The 17,265-nt window shown below is 57.5% G+C and carries 11 protein-coding genes; 8 read left to right on the top strand and 3 right to left on the bottom strand.

Going from position 1 to position 17,265, the window contains the following annotated elements:
- Nucleotides 1-105: 105 nt before the first annotated feature.
- Both AC1DWG_RS27565 and AC1DWG_RS27560 read right to left on the bottom strand, forming a co-directional pair.
- The gene (locus AC1DWG_RS27565) at nt 106-5,142 is read right to left on the bottom strand and encodes an NEL-type E3 ubiquitin ligase domain-containing protein (RefSeq protein ID WP_477788624.1); all 5,037 of its coding nucleotides are present in this window, start codon (nt 5,140-5,142) and stop codon (nt 106-108) included.
- Nucleotides 5,143-5,307: 165 nt separating this feature from the next.
- A complete protein-coding gene (locus AC1DWG_RS27560; RefSeq protein WP_477788623.1) occupies nt 5,308-8,418 on the bottom strand; it encodes a transglycosylase domain-containing protein in 3,111 nt (1,036 codons plus the stop codon).
- 550 nt (nt 8,419-8,968) lie between these two features.
- Between AC1DWG_RS27560 and AC1DWG_RS27555 the strand changes: the two genes are divergently transcribed.
- Nucleotides 8,969-10,390 carry an amino acid permease gene (locus AC1DWG_RS27555; protein WP_477788622.1) on the top strand — a complete coding sequence of 474 codons (1,422 nt, stop codon included), beginning with the start codon at nt 8,969-8,971 and terminating at the stop codon, nt 10,388-10,390.
- A gap of 89 nt (nt 10,391-10,479) precedes the next feature.
- Here the strand turns inward: AC1DWG_RS27555 and AC1DWG_RS27550 are convergent, their stop codons facing one another.
- Nucleotides 10,480-11,640: an OpgC family protein gene (locus tag AC1DWG_RS27550; protein ID WP_477763945.1), complete on the bottom strand. Its 1,161-nt coding sequence runs from the start codon at nt 11,638-11,640 to the stop codon at nt 10,480-10,482.
- A gap of 244 nt (nt 11,641-11,884) precedes the next feature.
- On the opposite strand from AC1DWG_RS27550, the gene AC1DWG_RS27545 reads away from it, so the two are divergent.
- The 7 genes from AC1DWG_RS27545 (at nt 11,885) to AC1DWG_RS27515 (ending at nt 17,247) form a co-directional block, all read left to right on the top strand.
- Nucleotides 11,885-12,259 (top strand): GtrA family protein, encoded by a 375-nt coding sequence (locus AC1DWG_RS27545; protein WP_477763944.1) that lies wholly within the window; start codon nt 11,885-11,887, stop codon nt 12,257-12,259.
- Entirely contained in the window at nt 12,256-13,197 is a 942-nt protein-coding gene (locus tag AC1DWG_RS27540) for a glycosyltransferase family 2 protein (RefSeq protein ID WP_477763943.1), read from the top strand. Before AC1DWG_RS27545 ends, AC1DWG_RS27540 begins: the two co-directional genes overlap by 4 nt.
- Before the next feature lies 1 nt (nt 13,198).
- The gene (locus tag AC1DWG_RS27535) at nt 13,199-14,707 is read left to right on the top strand and encodes a glucosyltransferase domain-containing protein (protein WP_477763942.1); all 1,509 of its coding nucleotides are present in this window, start codon (nt 13,199-13,201) and stop codon (nt 14,705-14,707) included.
- 147 nt (nt 14,708-14,854) lie between these two features.
- Complete coding sequence (locus tag AC1DWG_RS27530; RefSeq protein ID WP_477788621.1) at nt 14,855-15,229, top strand: GtrA family protein; 375 nt, start codon at nt 14,855-14,857, stop codon at nt 15,227-15,229.
- The gene (locus tag AC1DWG_RS27525) at nt 15,226-16,191 is read left to right on the top strand and encodes a glycosyltransferase family 2 protein (protein ID WP_477763940.1); all 966 of its coding nucleotides are present in this window, start codon (nt 15,226-15,228) and stop codon (nt 16,189-16,191) included. Before AC1DWG_RS27530 ends, AC1DWG_RS27525 begins: the two co-directional genes overlap by 4 nt.
- A gap of 148 nt (nt 16,192-16,339) precedes the next feature.
- On the top strand, nt 16,340-16,708 hold the full coding sequence (locus AC1DWG_RS27520) for a hypothetical protein (protein WP_477788620.1): 369 nt from the start codon (nt 16,340-16,342) through the stop codon (nt 16,706-16,708).
- Nucleotides 16,681-17,247 (top strand): hypothetical protein, encoded by a 567-nt coding sequence (locus tag AC1DWG_RS27515; protein WP_477763938.1) that lies wholly within the window; start codon nt 16,681-16,683, stop codon nt 17,245-17,247. The genes AC1DWG_RS27520 and AC1DWG_RS27515 overlap by 28 nt, the downstream gene beginning before the upstream one ends.
- Nucleotides 17,248-17,265: the final 18 nt, after the last annotated feature.

Genomic DNA, 17,265 nt, shown 5'->3' with positions numbered 1-17,265 from the left:
GCTGATGCTCTGTCGGGTCGAATCACCGTGCCACACGCTTGATTGACATCAACCGGCAAGGCCCTGAAGGGGGATACCTTCAGGGCCGTTCGAACGGTTGATCCATTACTGCCCGGCTTTTTTCAGCGCTACACGAGTCAGCCTCCGGCTCAGTTCCTGCTCGTCGTATCCGATGTCGCGGTATAACCTTGCATAGACCTCATCGGTCATTTCTGCATCGGTGAAGACCACGCTCTGCGGAACGGAGAGCTGGTTGGCGAGGTCCTTCAGCCGCTCCTTGAGCTGTTGTTTTTCCGTGTCAGGCAACCCTTCGGAATGTGCCCAGTCTTTTTGTGCTAACCGCATCTCATCGAGTCGTTCGGCCTTGCCTTCATATAACCGTGCATTTTCCTTGAATTCGTTTGGGTGAGCATTACGCAAGTATTCTTCCCAGAATGGCTGCTCAAGCATGGCATCGAGCAAGCCGTCCCCTTCCTCCAACGCCAGCACGGTGGTGTACGCCTGATCGATGGCCTTGTCGCTCACGGCGGCGATTTGCTGGTAAAGCATGTCCTCCGATTGCCAGGGCAAGCCAAGGCGCGATGCCAGACGGGTCTGATACGCCAGGTAAATTTCCACTTCTTCGGCCCTGCTCGGGCGTGATAGTGCATCGGCCCGGGCAATGTCATTGACCCGTTGCAAGCGCGCTGCGCCCTTGCTCAATTTCACCAGCCGGGCTTCCAGTTCGGCGGCGTAGGTCGAATACGCATACGCCTGGGAGGCTAGCGCCTGCACGCCCATGTTGTTGAAAACTTCGGAGCTGGCATCGGCACACGTGGTGGGTTGCTCGGCGGTCTGGAACAGTTTTTCTCGCAGTGGCGTATCCAGATCTGCCGCGTCGATCAGTTCCCAGACTCGACGGGACAGGGCATTGCGGGTAGCGCCTCCGGCTCTGAAATCGGCCGAATGGGTCAGGCTGTCGATGATTCTGAAGAAGCCTTCGCTGTTCGGCTCGTTCATCAGGTTGTCCCAGGCCTCCGCTCTGTAAGTCCCCAGTCCAGGCGAGTTTGCACCCCAGAGCGATGAGTCATCATCGACCGGCCATCTGGCGCGCGCATTGGCGGCCAAAGGGGCGTAGGTGTTCTGGCGAGGCAAGCTCACTGAATCTCGGTACTGGAACAGGATCTGGCGTTGAATATCGTCCAGGGATTCGATGTCCAGTCGTGCGCGCGCCACAACTAATGCTTGCCTTGACCCGTTGACGACATTAGGTACGGTCTTGATCGGGTTTTCCCGCAGGTCAAGAAGAAAACCCTTTGGACGCTGTTTGTTCAGCAAGCCGTCTGGCCAGGCATCGATGCCGGTGTTTGAAAGGTTGAGCACTTTCAGGCGTGGCATGCGCTCGACATTGGGCGGCCGACGCAGCGGATTGTTATCGAGCCGCAAGGTCTGCAGGCGTGTCAGATTCTTCAACCGCTCGACCGCCGCGTTGTCCAGCACAATATGGTTGCCGCTAAGACGCAAGGTTTCGAGCAGATGCATGCTGGCTACGTTTTCCGGCAAACGGGCCAGGTCACAGCGACGTGCGCTGAAGTGGCGTAGCCGGGTAAAGTCTTTCAAAAGCCCCGTGGCGCCCGGCGATAACTCCACCCCATCCAGACTCAAAGTGCTGATCTGTTCGAGATACGGGCGAATGTCTGGCAATGTCTTCCACGAGGACTCCAGGTTGAAACTCAGAAACTCAGTGGACAAGTCCAGAGCGTAGCCCTTGTCGAAGTGCGTACTGCGTTCGCCAAACAAAATGGGTTTGCGCTGGAAGCATTCCACCAGGCGATCAGCGATGAAAATAACTTCTCTGCGCTGACGCCACATAATGTCGGGTTCGAAAGGCGCGTTCCCCATCTTCCATGCGCCAAGAATGTTTTCCAGCTCTGTGATTCCTTGTTTCTCGTTTCTTATCACCTGAACAGGATCGGTGCCAGGGGGTATGGAACGGATAAAATTATAGACTTCGCGCTCACTCAGATGCGGATGCAGATTTCTTAACGCTTGCTCAGCGGTGACTGGCTCTCTGGAAAGTACGGGGCCGCGTAACAGCAGGCTCGTTTCCAGCTCCGCCACTGGACGGATGGAGGGCTCCAGCAAGAGCGTGCGGCGTTCGGCCGGTGCCATGGTCTTGGCCATTATCCATTGTTTGAACGCGTTTCCCTGGCCGAGCCCATAACCCAATGAGCGGCGAGCCCGCTCGGGCAAGGCGCGCAGGAGCGCTTCATGGAAGTCGACCGCGTCGGAAAGCTTGCGATGATGGCCGTCAACAACCTCATAACTGCCGTGCTCGTCACGTAACAGCATTCGCACGTTGGTGGCGTCATCGGGACCGACACTGCAACGCAAAGGACCTTCGGCGGTGCCGTCACGTACTTCCACGCGCAGATCGCGCAAGGCCTCGCTGTTGAATCGCAGCGCGTTGAGCGCCAGGCGCTCGGTGTCGGCGGTCAGTCGTTCGGCCTGGTAAAAGCCCTCGCTGGCGCGTGTCGAGCGGGTTTCAAAAGCACATTCGCGGACGCGGCTCTTGAGATCCAGTGGGAGGCGTTGCTGTGCCTCGACGATGCTCAGATCGTCTTGCCGGGCATTGGCGACAAGGCGTTCGGCGATGATCGTCGGCAGTTCAGGGTATTGCCGCTGCAAGACTTGAACGCGTTGATCGGTACTGCGTGTGTGAGAGCGATAGATGTAATCCGCGATGTCGGCCTTGCGCCCTTCGACCTGGTTGGCCAGGCGATCACGCAGGCGCTGCACCTTCGCCTGTCTGGAGAGTCCCGGTCCGACCAGCGCTTCGAGCTGTTGCTCATCGAGAAACCCGACGACCCGCTCCGGCAATTTGCCTGCCATTACATCCGCCAGCCCGATATTCAACGTCCGTTCCGGCCGGGCATTGGCGTTGCCGTACAGGCGGGACGCGCCGAGCAGGTCGGATCGTTCATACACCCTCAAGGCATGGTCGAACGGCCAGCCCGGCAGTTCGGTGATCAGTTGCTCGAACCAGTGCGATGACGGGTCTATCGGGCTTCCCGAACGAATTTGCGTCGTCGTGGCAGCAACATCTTCCATCGCCCTGAAGCGGTTTACCGTGTCTTCCAGCAATAGCGGCGGCTCGGCGTTTTCAACATGCATGCGCCGCAGTGCGTCTTCTTCGGTGCCGCTGATCAAGCGGATGTTTTCCAGTTGCCTTGTGCTCAAGCCATCGGTCATGTGCCCCAGCCGTTGCATCAGCTTCGGGCCCTCCCAGGTCAACGGGTTTTCACCTTCATGGCGCCAGGCGCCACGACCGTTATGGGCCAGTTTCGGTGCATAGGCTTCGGGGCGGGTGGGGTGTTCAAGTCGATACTGCGCGGTTTGCGGATCCTTTCGAGTCACATAGTGGCGACCCTCCAACGGAAGAATGTCCCGGCCTTGATGGCGATGCAGGCCCAGTCGGTCGGGCCTGGAGTCTGTTGGCAGGGACAGGTCTGGATGGGCGTAGGGTTCGATGTCCGGGTGCCACAGGCGGGTTTCACCGGTGGGCAAACTGACCGGTTGCATGCCCTCGACCAACACGGAAATCTTGAGCCGGAACGCCTCGCCGATGAGCGCCCCGGCCTCAAACGCGGCCCATTGAAGCAAGTCCGTCACGACCCCCACAATGTGATCCGCTGCTTCTGACCATAGTCCCTCGGCCAGGTCCACAGCGCCTTCAATGACATCACTGGTCAGTTGATACGCCGTGTAGACCAGCATGAGTTCGCCCAGCCCGGGAACGAATGGCGTGGCGATCAACAGGGCAACATTGAAAATGTCGGAGACTATTTTTTTGAAATTGTCCCACCAGGCCCACCGGGCCTTGCGATCGGTGTCGGCGGTCGACACGACGATGTCCCGAGCGTCATTGAGAATCTTGTTCAGTTTGTTTTGATAAAGATGTACCCAGAGTTCGCCCGTGATCGGCGCAATGTCGACATTCAATCGCGGGTTATCGATCGGCACATCCCGCCAGCTTGGGCCCGGATCGAACGTTTCCTTTCGATGCCATTTGACCTCGAACAGACGTTGTTGCAGCCCGCCGAAGAAATGCCCGCGTTGCGAATGGTCGATGAACCGGCTGAAAAACTGGCGGTACGTCATCCCGGTGGAAGCGATAAGTGCGTCGTCGCGCAACTGCCGCGTCAGTTCATTCATGAACGCGACGGTCGATGGGTATTGCTTGAGTGGATGTTGTGGATCCTGCGGCACATAAGCGATCACTGGCATCACCTCGTGCGATTGCTCCAGATCCGCAGCGATCAGCACGATGCCGGTCAAGGGGTTGTCGAGAATGGACAGGTCGGCAAATTGCACCGGCTTGCCTTTCCAGGTGGTGTTGCGCTGGCCCTCCAGCATTTCAATGACCCTGTCGCGGGCATCGGCGTCGATATCGCCGGCCACCGTCGCCTGTTCCACGGCGGCTCTGAAAGCGGCTTTCTCGCTTTCAACGATACGGCTTTGGAGCAAATACTTTGCGACGCCATCACGGGGCAGTAACTGTTCTTCCAGGTGTCGGGTGTAGTGGGCGCCGATATCCAGTTCACGGCACAACGCCTGAAACCCTGCGATGGAGAGTTTGTGTTTGATGGGCAAGACATCGAACTGACCATGCTGATCGGGCTGACTGATGAAGTCCGAGTCCGGTTCGCAGGTTTCGCCAAGCGCGAAGTTGTGCAGTGCGGCATCGATCAGCGAAACGGTGCGGGTGACGACACCCCCGGACGTATCGATGACATACCAGGGGCGTTCTTTGGCCAGGTAAAGATGCAAATACGTTTTTTTAACGTCGACATCAATATCCAGTTTCTTCAGCGCATCGGTGAGTAGGGGCTCGGCAAATTCATAAACGTTTTGTAACTCGTCGAGAATACGATCCACCGTGTTGCGGGAAGACCAGAGTTCGAGGCTGGCTTTTTGTAAGCGGGATTGATCGAGTGCGGAGGCTGACTTGATCCAGGGCGCGGGCGCTTTTTCGGCGCGGCCCAGTTCCTGGACATTTCGCAATGAAGTGCTTTGAAAGACCGGATGAATCCGGCTCTTGATGAATTCGTAGTGCCGGCCTTTATGGTCGGTTGTCGACGTACTTCCTTGTAAGTCAGGCATGTTGTTAATAAACCTTGAGCGTTAATGTGAGTCACCAGCCTAACGCCCAGGGCCCAAAGTAAAAGCCGCAATTTCTGTTGCTTGATCAGCGCCTGCACCGCTAATGCATTGGAATTATCCATGCCGAAAATAATTAATTACCACCTGTGCAGCGTAATGGTTCTGTCAACGCCGCGCGACTTCAGTCGGCAAGCAACCTGTTTTGCTGCCGGGTTGCAGGTATGGCATGAGAATCGGTGCCATGCCTTTGAGTACCTGCACCGGCAACGCCGAGGTGAACTTGAAGGCTTCGGCCGTGCGCCCGGGCACGAATGCGGTCAAGGTACCGAAGTGTGAATCGCCAATGTAGAAGACAAACGTCGCCGTCCGGTTGATGGATTTGGAGCTCAGAATCCGCCCGCCTGAACCAATGGCTTCAATGCGGTTGTCCCCTGTGCCCGTTTTGCCACCCATGGCCAACGGTTTGCCATCCGGCGTTACAAAACTGCCGGACACCCGTTTCGCCGTACCGGCATCCACCACTTGCGACAAGGCTTCGCGCATGGCCGTGGCGACTTCGGATGGCATGACCCGTTTGCCGACGTTCGGGTCATTGATCAATTTGGTTTCATACGGTGTGTTGGCTGCGAAGTGCAAGCTGTCGATACGCAGGGTCGGCATGCGCACACCGTCGTTGAGGATGGTGCCGATCAGTTCCGCCAATGCTGCCGGACGGTCGCCGGAGCTGCCGATGGCGGTCGCCAGCGAGGGCACGAGGTGATCGAATGGGTAGCCGACTTTCTGCCAGCGCTGGTGAATGTCGAGGAATGCTTCGATCTCCAGCATGGTGCGGATGCGACTGTCGCGGGCACCCTTGTGCCGGCTTTTGAACAGCCAGCTGTAGACCTCCTGGCGCTCGAACTGGCTGGCTTTGACGATTTCACCCCACTTGGCGTCGGGGTGATTGAGCAGGTAGCCCATCAGCCACAGGTCCAGCGGGTGAACCTTGGCGATGAAGCCCTGGTCCGGCAAGTCGTAGGAGCCAGGGCCGTAGGCTTCGTAGAGCCGTACGAGACGTTCGTCAGTGAGTTTTTCCGTGAGCTTGGCGCCGGTGAGGTGCGAGCGCACGAAGGCGTTGAAGCTTGCCTGACTGGCCCGTGGCAGCAGGTAGCGGTGCACGGCGGCCATGCGGATCGGGGTCGGGCGCATGCTGTCGAGGAAGGTCTCGAGCCGGTCCTGGGTGTCCTTGTTCTTGTACTTCTTCCAGAACTTGAGCAGGAACGAAGTGCCCTCGCTGTCGGCGAATTCGGCCAGGTATTCCTGGCGCCGCGGGTCGCGGTCGTCCTTGAGCAGTTCGGCACTGCTGTTCGGGCCGGAGTAGGTGGTGTAGCGCACCAGGTCACGCATCAGGCGGATGAACGGCAGGTTGATCGACTCGCGCAGGGCGTCGCGCAGTGTCGGTATGCGGCCGTTGTCTTCCTTGCGGAAGTTGTGGAACACATGCAGGCCGCCCCCGGTGAAAAACGCCTCGCCGGGGCTGGCGGAGTATTTGCGGTCCAGGGCTGCGCCGAGCATTTTTTGCAGGTCGCGGTCCTTGTTTTCGATCAGGTAATCGACCGCCCAGCGGCTCAGGCGGTCCTGCTCCGGCACGTCGACTTTCTTCAGTTCCGGGACGGCCATGCCAGCGTATTTGTCGTGCAGCTCGGAGATGATTTGCAGGTAGGTGGTCAGCACGCGCATTTTCGCGGTGGAGCCCAGCTCCAGTTTGCTGCCTTCGTTGATGTCGAATGGCTGGTCGGTGCTGTCGGTCTGCACCCGTACCCGCGAGCCGTCCGGGGTCAGTTCGAACAAGGTGAAGCTGTAGCGCACCTGGGTGGTGCTGGTGGTGGTCAGAAGGCGTTCGCCGATCAGGCCGATTTGCGTGGCAAAAGCGGGGTCGGCGAGTTTTTTCAGGTACTCGGTGGCCTCGGTTTGCAACTCGCCTTGCAGGGTGCTGGTGGCGGACAGGTCGAGGCGGTCGAGGTCATACAGCGGGCGATTGAGCATGCCGGCCAGACGGCTGCGCGCGACACTGATGCCCTTGTTGGTTTCAATCGGCTGAATGGTCGGCTGGGTGGCCCAGTCGCGGTAGGTCAATTTGCTGGCCAGGGCGGCGGCGGCGAGCTGGGCGTTGATCACACTGTTTTGCGCCAGCAGGCGAATATGGCTGTCGGTGAGGTCGGCCAGTTCATCGTGACCCTTGGTCAGGTAATGCGACGGGCGGCGCTGGGCAATCATCAGCGACAGCATTTCACGCAGGGCCAGGCCTTTTTCCGCCATGGTTTTTGGATCGGTCGCAGTGCTGGTCAGGACTTCGTTGGCCTTGCTGAAGTCGGAGCCATACCACACGCGCAAGCCTTCAGCCATGCCATGCACTTCACCGTGGCCCGGTACGGCCGACAGCGGCACGCTGTTGAGGTAGTCGCGAACCACGTTCTGCCGGGCTTCGAGAGTTTGTGGCCCGGCCTGATAGGCGCGTACGGTGGCGGAAATCATCTGGCGAATTTTTTCCGCGCCATTGACCGTCAAGCCATCGGGGGAGTGCCGGTACTTTTCCAGTTGCGTGGCCAGGGTACTGCCACCAGCGGATTGACCGGGCACGTGCAATATCTTGGCCACCTGGGACCACGCCGCCATACCGAACCGTGGCCAGTCCACCGCCGGGTTGGCCAGGGGTTGTTTGGGGTCCAGCAGGAAGCGGTTCTCGATGAACAACAGGCTGTTGACCACCACCGGCGGGATCGAGGCAAAGGTTGAATAAAGCTGCTGCGGGTAGTTGTACTGGTACAGCGGCGCAGCGCGGCAATCGGTGATCGACAGCCCGGCCTGGATTTTCTCGGCATAAGGCACGAACAGGCCTTTGTCGCTGTACTTCAACAGCGCCGGAGAAAAGCGGGTTTGCGCCTCAACGACGAAATCGCGCTTGATCAAGCGCGGCAGGAATTCATCCAGCGAGCTGTAGCCCAGGCGCCGATCGAACGGACCGTCGCCCGGATAGCGAATCGCATCGCTGGGGCCGGGTTTGAGCTCATAGTTCAGGGACGCGGCGTATTTGCTGACTTCCCGGGCCTGGAACTTCGAGGTACGCATTTCCCTCGCAGCCGCCAGCCCCACGACAATCGCGATAATCAACAGCAATAGCCAGAACGCTCCCCATCCGTGTCTGGAACGACGGGGTTTTTCAGGTGGCGGCGCTTCATCCTCACGTTCAGTCGGAACCTCGGTTTTACTCGAATCGGTTTGCCACAAAGCGCCCATAGTCGACTGATCCATTCACGCAGATTGATCGGACTTCACTGAAGCTTAGACGGTGGTTGGCGAAGGTGAAAAAAATGTGAGGGGCAAAATGATGCACGGACTCACCACTAACTGGGCCGGATGGAGCCACTGTGGCGAGGGGGCAAGCCCCCTCGCCACAGTTGTGATAGCAACTGGAGACGGGTGGTGGTCTGTAATGGCTGGAGTAGAGCCTTTTCTAAGGTAAATACGGCTTTGGTAGGGGCATGGCGATGCACCATTATTGTGCAATACTCCGCGCCATTTAAATGGCGGAAATTCCTACAAGATCCAGGTGAAGCCTCTCCAAAAGTCGCGTTATTGCCGGGGTTTATGGCTGAATTTAGTGGTTTATAGAGTGAATATATCTGTTGTCAGCTTTTTATACTGCACGACCCGCTGATCTTGCAGGTTTTGTCCTACAGGACGGTTCTGCTTACAAAGCAGACCCGGTTACGCGAAGCAGCTGGCTTATCGGTCGGGGGCTTCAACGCTCAGCGGTCATATCCAACAACAAGATGAGGTACCCCTTATGCCCGTAGGCAATCCCCAGCCCAACGGCGAGACCGCTCAGGGCGGTCCGCTTAAACGTGAACTCGGCGAGCGGCATATTCGCCTGATGGCACTCGGTGCCTGTATCGGCGTCGGTCTGTTCCTCGGTTCAGCCAAGGCCATCCAAATGGCCGGCCCCGCCATCATGCTGTCCTACATCATCGGCGGTCTGGCGATCCTGGTGATCATGCGTGCCCTCGGCGAGATGGCCGTGCACAATCCGGTCGCCGGCTCGTTCAGCCGTTACGCCCAAGACTACCTCGGCCCGCTGGCGGGCTTTCTGACCGGCTGGAACTACTGGTTCCTGTGGCTGGTGACCTGCGTCGCGGAAATCACTGCCGTGGCGGTGTACATGGGCATCTGGTTCCCCGATGTACCGCGCTGGATCTGGGCGCTCGCTGCGTTGATAAGCATGGGCTCGATCAATCTGATCGCGGTCAAGGCCTTCGGTGAATTCGAGTTCTGGTTTGCCCTGATCAAGATCGTCACCATCGTTGCGATGGTATTCGGCGGCATCGGCATCATCGCCTTCGGTTTCGGCAACGACGGCGTGGCCCTGGGGATTTCCAACCTGTGGACCCACGGCGGCTTCATGCCCAACGGCATAACTGGCGTGCTGATGTCGCTGCAAATGGTGATGTTCGCCTACCTGGGTGTGGAGATGATCGGCCTGACCGCCGGTGAAGCGAAGAACCCGCAAAAGACCATCCCCAATGCCATCGGCTCGGTGTTCTGGCGGATTCTGCTGTTCTATGTCGGCGCGTTGTTCGTGATCCTGTCGATCTACCCGTGGAACGAAATCGGTACCCAAGGCAGTCCGTTCGTGATGACCTTCGAGCGTCTGGGCATCAAGACCGCCGCCGGCATCATCAACTTCGTGGTGATCACCGCGGCACTGTCGTCCTGCAACGGCGGCATCTTCAGCACCGGGCGCATGCTCTACAGCCTGGCGCAGAACGGCCAGGCCCCGGCGGGGTTCGCCAAGACCTCGAGCAACGGCGTGCCGCGGCGTGCGCTGCTGCTGTCGATCTTCGCCTTGCTGTTGGGCGTGCTGCTGAACTACCTGGTACCGGAGAAGGTCTTTGTCTGGGTGACGTCCATCGCCACCTTCGGCGCGATCTGGACCTGGGTGATGATCCTGTTGGCCCAGCTCAAATTCCGCAAAGGCCTGAGCGCAAGCGAAGCGGCTGGCCTGAAATACCGTATGTGGCTGTACCCGGTCAGCTCTTATCTGGCGCTGGCGTTCCTGGTGCTGGTGGTCGGCCTGATGGCGTACTTCCCGGACACCCGCGTGGCGCTGTATGTGGGACCTGCGTTCCTGGTGCTGCTGACGGTGCTGTTCTACATGTTCAAGCTGCAACCGACGAATGTTTCGCAAGGTGCGGTGCGTTCGGTTTCGTAAGTTGTAATGCCTGAAAGACAAAAGCCCCGGTCGAAATGATCGGGGCTTTTTGGTTTTGAAGATCAACAGATCGCAGCCTGCGGCAGCTCCTACAGGGGAATGCGGTCTGATTTTGTAGGAGCTGCCGCAGGCTGCGATCTTTTGATTGTCTGGTTCAAACGCTTGTTGAACTCAAGCCAGGTCGCCAGCAGTGCCATCAACCCGGCACCCACCAGCGCCGTGAAAATCTGCATGGCAACAGCGTCGTCGGTCAGCGCGTTGACCATGTCCGCCAAAGGCGCCAGCAGCACGCCCAGACAGAAAATCTCCAGCGAGAAACGGCCCATTCGGCAACTTTGCTGCGCGAGCCAGTTTTGCGTCCATCCGCTGTCGGGAATCAGTTTCGCGGTGACGTAGGCCAGTGCGAGGAAATGCAGCAGGCGCACGGGGGACAGGTCGGTCTTGCTGATGGGGTACAGCAGGTTCTTCAGGCTCGCTGGCACCACGGCATCGTGTAGCTCTGGCCAACGCCACAGGACGGTCATCACGCCCGCGGTCACTACGTACAGCGCCGCACTGACAAACAACGGCTGGCGTAGCAGCGGGCGAGTGTCGGGCAGGCGCGGGCGCTGGCTGTGAATCGCAGCGGCACCGCCGAGTACGAACAGCAATTGCCAGGCAACCGGGTTGAAATACCACACGCCGTCCTTGATGGCGGCCAGGTTCCAGCCCGCCAGTGGCACCATCAGATACAGCGCCAATGACATCGCGACCACCACCCAGGCCTTGCGCACCAGTACGGGCAGTACCAGGGGCAAACCTGCCAATAGCACGATGTACAGCGGCAACGGGTCCATCAGGTTCGGCTTGAAGCGCAACAACAGTTCATCGATCAGGGCCTGCTGCGGGTTGCCGATGAAGTGATGCATGCCCATTTCCTCCACCAGGTCCCGTGTTTCCACATGGCTGTTGGCGAAAAACACAATGCCCATCAGCATCGCCAGCAGGAAAATATGCACCACGTAGAGCACCCATGCCCGGCGCAGGATTTTCACGCAGGCGATCAGAAAGCCTTCGCGCGCCAGGACTTTGCCGTACGCCAATACGGACGCGAAACCTGCCAGAAACACGAAAACCTCGGCCGCATCGCTGAAACCGAAGTTGCGCAGGGTGATTTGTCCCAAAGGGTTGTGAGGCACGTGATCCCAAAAGATGAAGATCAGTGCCAGACCACGAAAAAAGTCGATCCGGTGATCGCGTGCTAACGTCATGACAGCTGGCTCGTAACAGCGGGTGAAAATGGGATTGGCCGCGGGCGCAAAGGCCTCGCGCCCAAGCGGCGGCGCGCAGGGTGGACTGATTCGCGGGCAATTGCAAAACCGGGCTATTACCGAATGTCTCGGGCGTTGCCCCAAGGCTCAACCGCTGGTCAGAAAGGTCCAAAAACCTGCGATTTGTGACAGTAGACAGGCTCAAATACTAATGAGTGCAACGTTCTAAAAACGGGAGTCTCACATGAGACTGTTGTGGAAAGGGCTGTCCAGTTACACGGTGATCGGGGTCGCCAACACCCTGATTCACTGGCAGGTCTTTTTCCTGCTGAGCATGGCGGCCGGACTCAGTCAGGCGTTCAGCAACCTGGCAGCCTTCTGCGTGGCTGCGTCGTTTTCCTTCTACATGAACGCGCAATTTACCTTCGCCGCCAGTGCCTCGGTCGGCGGTTATCTGCTGTTTGTTTCGGGCATGGGGGCGTTGAGCCTGGGTGTCGGCCATCTGGGCGACGTCTGGCGATTGCACGGTTTGCTCACCGTGGCCCTGTTTTCGGCATTGAGCCTGGTGTTCGGCTTCCTGTATTCCAAATACGTGGTGTTTCGCGAGTGTGATCGATGAAAATCTCGCTCATTGTCCCGGTGTTCAACGAAGAACAGTCAATCAATCTGTTTTATCAGGCGGTGCGACGGGAGTTGAAGCTCAGCGGTGCCGAAGTCGAGATCGTGTTCATCAACGACGGCAGCTCCGACCGCACGGCCGAACAGGCTACGGCACTGGCCAAGGCGGATGATCAGGTCGTGCTGATCAATTTCTCGCGCAACTTCGGTAAGGAACCGGCACTGTTTGCCGGCCTGGAACACGCCAGCGGCGATGCCGTGATTCCCATGGATGTCGACCTGCAGGACCCGATCAGTGTCATCCCGTTATTGGTCGAGCAGTGGCAAAAGGGCGCCGATGTGGTACTCGCCAAGCGCCGCAATCGGGACGTCGACGGCTACCTCAGGCGTCACAGTGCGTCAATTTTCTACCACGTGCTCAATCGCATCGCCTACACGCGCATCGAGGAAAATGTCGGGGACTTCCGGCTGATGGATCGCAAGGTGGTCGACGTGATCCGTTCCCTGCCCGAGCATCAGTTGTTCATGAAAGGTGTATTGTCGTGGGCCGGGTTCAACACCGTAGTGGTGGAGTTCGAGCGAGCCGGGCGGGTGGCGGGGAGCAGCAAGTTCAATGGCTGGAAGCTATGGAACCTGGCCCTGGAAGGCGTGACCTCGTTCAGCACCGTGCCGCTGCGCTTGTGGACATACGTCGGTGGCGGCATTTCCATTTTCGCGGTGCTTTACGCGGTGTACATGGTGCTGGACAAGATTTTCTTCGGCAACAACGTTCCCGGTTATCCGTCGCTGATGACGGCGATACTGTTTCTCGGCGGCGTGCAACTGATCGGCATCGGCATCCTCGGCGAATACATCGGTCGTATCTATATCGAGGCCAAGCACCGGCCGCGCTACGTGATCAAGGATATCGTCGGTGGCAAAGACCGGGGCGCGCGCTAGCATGGGCCGGTTCAACGACTTCCTCGTTCGCGAGCTCAGCCGGCATCAGGTCTGGCGGTTTTTTCTGTTCGCGACCTTCTTGTATGTCCTGCCATTGATCCTCGCGGACTTCCCCTACATCGATGACAACTGGCGCTCGCTGGCGGCGGGCATGGCCTGGGCTGAACAGGGGCGACTGTTCGCTCAGCTGTTCTACAACGCCCTGACTTTCAGGCATGCCGCGCCGAACATCTTTCCCTTGCCCTTGTTGATCGCCACGCTGGCCATGGCGTCGGCGCTGACCAGCCTGACGTTCCATTACTTCCGCCAGCCCAGCGTCGCTTGCTGCCTGGTGCTGTTGCCGCTCTGGTACAACCCGTTCTTCCTGCAGAACCTGTCTTATCAATACGACGGTCCCGCGACGGCCCTGAGCCTGGTGGCGGTGATCTATGCGATCACCTTTCGTCACCCGTGGCGCAGCGTGCAGTGGCTGGTGCCGTCGTTCCTGATCGCACTGGCGCTGGGGTTGTATCAGATCAGCCTGAATGTGTTCCTGGGCCTGTGTTGCCTGGAGTTGCTCAGGGCCGCCAACGATAAAACCACCCCGGTGCCGTGGCGCGACCTGCTGGGCTGGAAAGCCGCCCAACTGATCCTCGGTGGGTTGATCTACAGCGTCAGTGCAGGTCCGTTCATGGACTCCAATCGCACATTGCTGCTCAATTGGTCGGCGCATCCTCTATTGCAGATCCAGATCAACATTGCCCGGGTCCTGGAAAAAGTCGTGCTGCTGTTCAGTGGTGGATGGCTCTGGGTATTCGGCGGGTTGCTGCTGTTGGCGATGGCCGGGGCGGTGCGGCTGGGACTGAACGTAGCGGCGCGTCAGGACGGTGGACCGAAGAAACTGTTGATCGGCCTGATGTGTTTGCTGACATTGCCGGTGGTGACGCTGCTGGTGTCCGGAGTCGCGTTGTTTTTCCGCGACTTCAACGAAGGCGCCCGCACCTTGATGGGCTTCGCCGTGCTGCTGGTGCTGCTGTGCTATTTGAGTCATCTGGCGCTGGCGTCGATCCATGAACGACTGCCACTGTTGTTGATCATTCCGCTGCTGGCGATGTTGTCGCTGTCGTTCGCCTATGGCCGGGTGCTGACCGTGCAGAAAACCTTTGCGTCCACGGCGCTGGCCAGCCTTGCGTACGACATCGCCAGCCATCAGTCGCTGCGCGAGGCCAGGCGGATCTACATCTCGGTGAGTTATTCCGACTACTGGTTAGTGGCGGCAGCTGGCTCATTCAAGCAGCTGCCGGTGCTGCACTACTTGCTCAATACCGACTATTACATGCTGGCCGAGAATCTGCCGAAAGCGGGGATCACCAACGTGGTGGCGGAGCGGGAGCGGCGCAACGCGACGCGGGTGGGTTATCAGGGCTATCCGCCGCTGGTGGACAGCCAGTACTACCGGATTTACCTGATCGGTGATTACGGTTTTATCGTGATGAAGGAGCCGACCCCGAGCAAAACGCTACGTTGGTGAATCTGAAGGGTCGTGAAAAGTGTCGACATCGTCAGCATTGCCGCTGGTCTGAAATCCTTGCCAACCTGTTATTTCTGTCAGTAGACCGCTGTTGAGGTATCACTTAGCTTGAGTCCACCTGAAACAGGGATATTGGCGGGAGCCGGCATGAAAGCTTTGTGGAAGGGATTTTCTACCTATGCGGTGATCGGGCTGGTCAATACGTTCATTCATTGGCAGGTTTTTTTTGTACTCGTCAATGCTGCCGAGTTGACCCAAGCCACCAGTAATTTTGCGGCGTTTTGTGCCGCTGCGTCATTCTCCTTCTATGCGAATGCCCTTTATACATTTGATGCAAAGGTATCGATATTGCGATACCTGCTGTTTGTTTGCGTCATGGGTGTATTGAGTTTCGGCGTCGGTTTTCTTGCTGATCAGTGGCGCATTCATGGACTGCTGACTGTCACCACGTTTTCGTTGTTGAGCCTGTTTTGCGGGTTCTTGTTTTCGAGCTTCGTAGGGTTTTGCGAGCGCAAGGCATGAAGGTTTCGCTGATTGTCCCTGTGTTCAATGAAGAGCAGGCTATCGGGGTGTTCTATCAGGCCGTGCGTCATGATCCGAGTTTGCGCGAACACCGCATTGAAATCGTGTTTATCAATGATGGCAGTACTGACGGAACATCCGATCTGGCCCATACGATTGCCTTGGTTGACACCGATGTGGTGGTGATCAGTTTCTCGCGCAACTTCGGCAAGGAACCTGCCTTGTTTGCCGGGTTGGAACATGCAACGGGCGATGCCCTAATTCCCATGGATGTGGATCTGCAGGACCCAATCTGTGTCATCTCGCGGCTCATCGAAGAGTGGATCAATGGGGCTGACGTGGTGCTGGCAAAACGACGAAACCGTTTGACCGACAGCTATTTCAAACGTCAATTCGCGAGCCTGTTCTATCGACTACTCAACCAGATTGCATCGACCCGCATCGAGGAAAATGTTGGCGACTTTCGCTTGATGGATAGAAAAGTCGTTGAGGTCATCAAGAGCCTTCCGGAACAGCAGTTATTCATGAAAGGTGTGCTGTCATGGGCAGGGTTCAACACAAAAGTCATTGAGTACGATCGCGCTCCACGGGTGGCTGGAAAAAGTAAGTTCAATTTCTGGAAGCTATGGAATCTGGCACTTGAGGGCATCACTTCGTTCAGTACTGTACCGTTGCGCGTATGGTCCTACATCGGCGGTATCATCTCCCTGATAGCGCTTTTGTATGCGGCTTACATGGTTCTGGACAAGGTGCTGTTTGGCAATAACGTGCCGGGGTACCCGTCTCTGATGACCGCCATTTTGTTTTTGGGGGGCGTACAGCTGATTGGTATTGGCATTCTGGGTGAATACATCGGGCGTATTTACATGGAGTCCAAGCATCGGCCCCGGTACGTGATTAAGGAAATCACCAGAAGTATTAATGAACCGGTAGATCGATCTTCAATGGAGAGAATCCCATGAGCGAGATGGATCGCTTAGTCGATGTTCAGGTGAGACGGCAACACCTGGTTGCCTACAGTCCAGTCCTCATGTTGATCATGCTCGCTCTTATTGGCTGTATTGGTCAGGGGGGAGTGGCGAATCGGTCTTGTTTCCGGTTCGAAAGTGGTTGTTGGTCAATGTCTCTATTGTTGTGCTGTATTTGCCCTGGCTTCCGAATTTCATTCGCCAAGCTTCAGGGATGAAAGGTCTCGAATGGATACCACCTACCACGTGGGATATGTTGCCTGGCCTCGTCTCGCAATACACGGTGATGATATCGGCGTCTGAGGGTGGTTTGTGGGCATCGCTGATCGTTTCGGCTTTGATGATCATCTGCTCTGTGTTGGCATTGGGTCTTTGGCGCGATGATCAACGGGTGATCTTACTGTTGATTGGTTACTTCTTTGTGCCGGTCATCACGCTGTTTTTTTGTCGTGGGGCGTCCCGTTTTTCTATCCCAGGTATTTGGTGTTTGCCGCAGTCAGTTTGCCCCTGATCGTCGCAATTGCTCTGGATCGTTTGGCTGAGCGCTCACTGGTTGTTGCGGTCGTTTGTTTGAGTGTTTTTGTTGCGGGTGAAGTACATGGATTGTTGAAGGTATATCTGCAGAAAAATGAAATGAGCGGAAGCTACACCCAAACATCGGCCAGGCTGGACATTGTGGTGAATGGACTCAAGCACTATGCCGTGAGCGGTGACGAGATTGTTGTGGACGGATTGTTCTGGTACTTGCCGTTTTGTTATTACAACACCACGGGAATTCGGCCGAGGCTATACATTTCCAGGTCATCAACAGGTGTGCCGGAAGGTCCTCGCGATTTTGGCGGCTGGCTTCTGATCCCTCCGCGTAAGGACTGGATTTTTTTTAATGATGTTTCAACGGTAAAGCTCAACTCTAAAAGAGTCTGGTGGGTGACTGCCGGTAAGCCAAAATCGGAAGCTGTCATGACATTTCCCTCAGGGTGGAAGCAAATGCTGACACTCAAGGGCGGGGACGCCGAGGCGCGCCTCTTTATTCTGAGTGGTGAGCGCTGAAGTCGTCCCAAGCCTTCA

Source organism: Pseudomonas sp. P4_B3 (genome assembly GCF_056402295.1).
The sequence above is the reverse complement of the archived record's forward strand: the minus strand, read 5'-3'. Positions and strand labels throughout refer to the sequence as shown.

Coding starts and splice junctions, on each gene's coding strand:
- AC1DWG_RS27545 (WP_477763944.1), top strand. CDS start 11,885: ATGAGACTGTTGTGGAAAGGGCTGTCCAGTTACACGGTGATCGGGGTC.
- AC1DWG_RS27565 (WP_477788624.1), bottom strand. CDS start 5,142: ATGCCTGACTTACAAGGAAGTACGTCGACAACCGACCATAAAGGCCGG.
- AC1DWG_RS27525 (WP_477763940.1), top strand. CDS start 15,226: ATGAAGGTTTCGCTGATTGTCCCTGTGTTCAATGAAGAGCAGGCTATC.
- AC1DWG_RS27535 (WP_477763942.1), top strand. CDS start 13,199: ATGGGCCGGTTCAACGACTTCCTCGTTCGCGAGCTCAGCCGGCATCAG.
- AC1DWG_RS27550 (WP_477763945.1), bottom strand. CDS start 11,640: ATGACGTTAGCACGCGATCACCGGATCGACTTTTTTCGTGGTCTGGCA.
- AC1DWG_RS27555 (WP_477788622.1), top strand. CDS start 8,969: ATGCCCGTAGGCAATCCCCAGCCCAACGGCGAGACCGCTCAGGGCGGT.
- AC1DWG_RS27530 (WP_477788621.1), top strand. CDS start 14,855: ATGAAAGCTTTGTGGAAGGGATTTTCTACCTATGCGGTGATCGGGCTG.
- AC1DWG_RS27540 (WP_477763943.1), top strand. CDS start 12,256: ATGAAAATCTCGCTCATTGTCCCGGTGTTCAACGAAGAACAGTCAATC.
- AC1DWG_RS27560 (WP_477788623.1), bottom strand. CDS start 8,418: ATGGGCGCTTTGTGGCAAACCGATTCGAGTAAAACCGAGGTTCCGACT.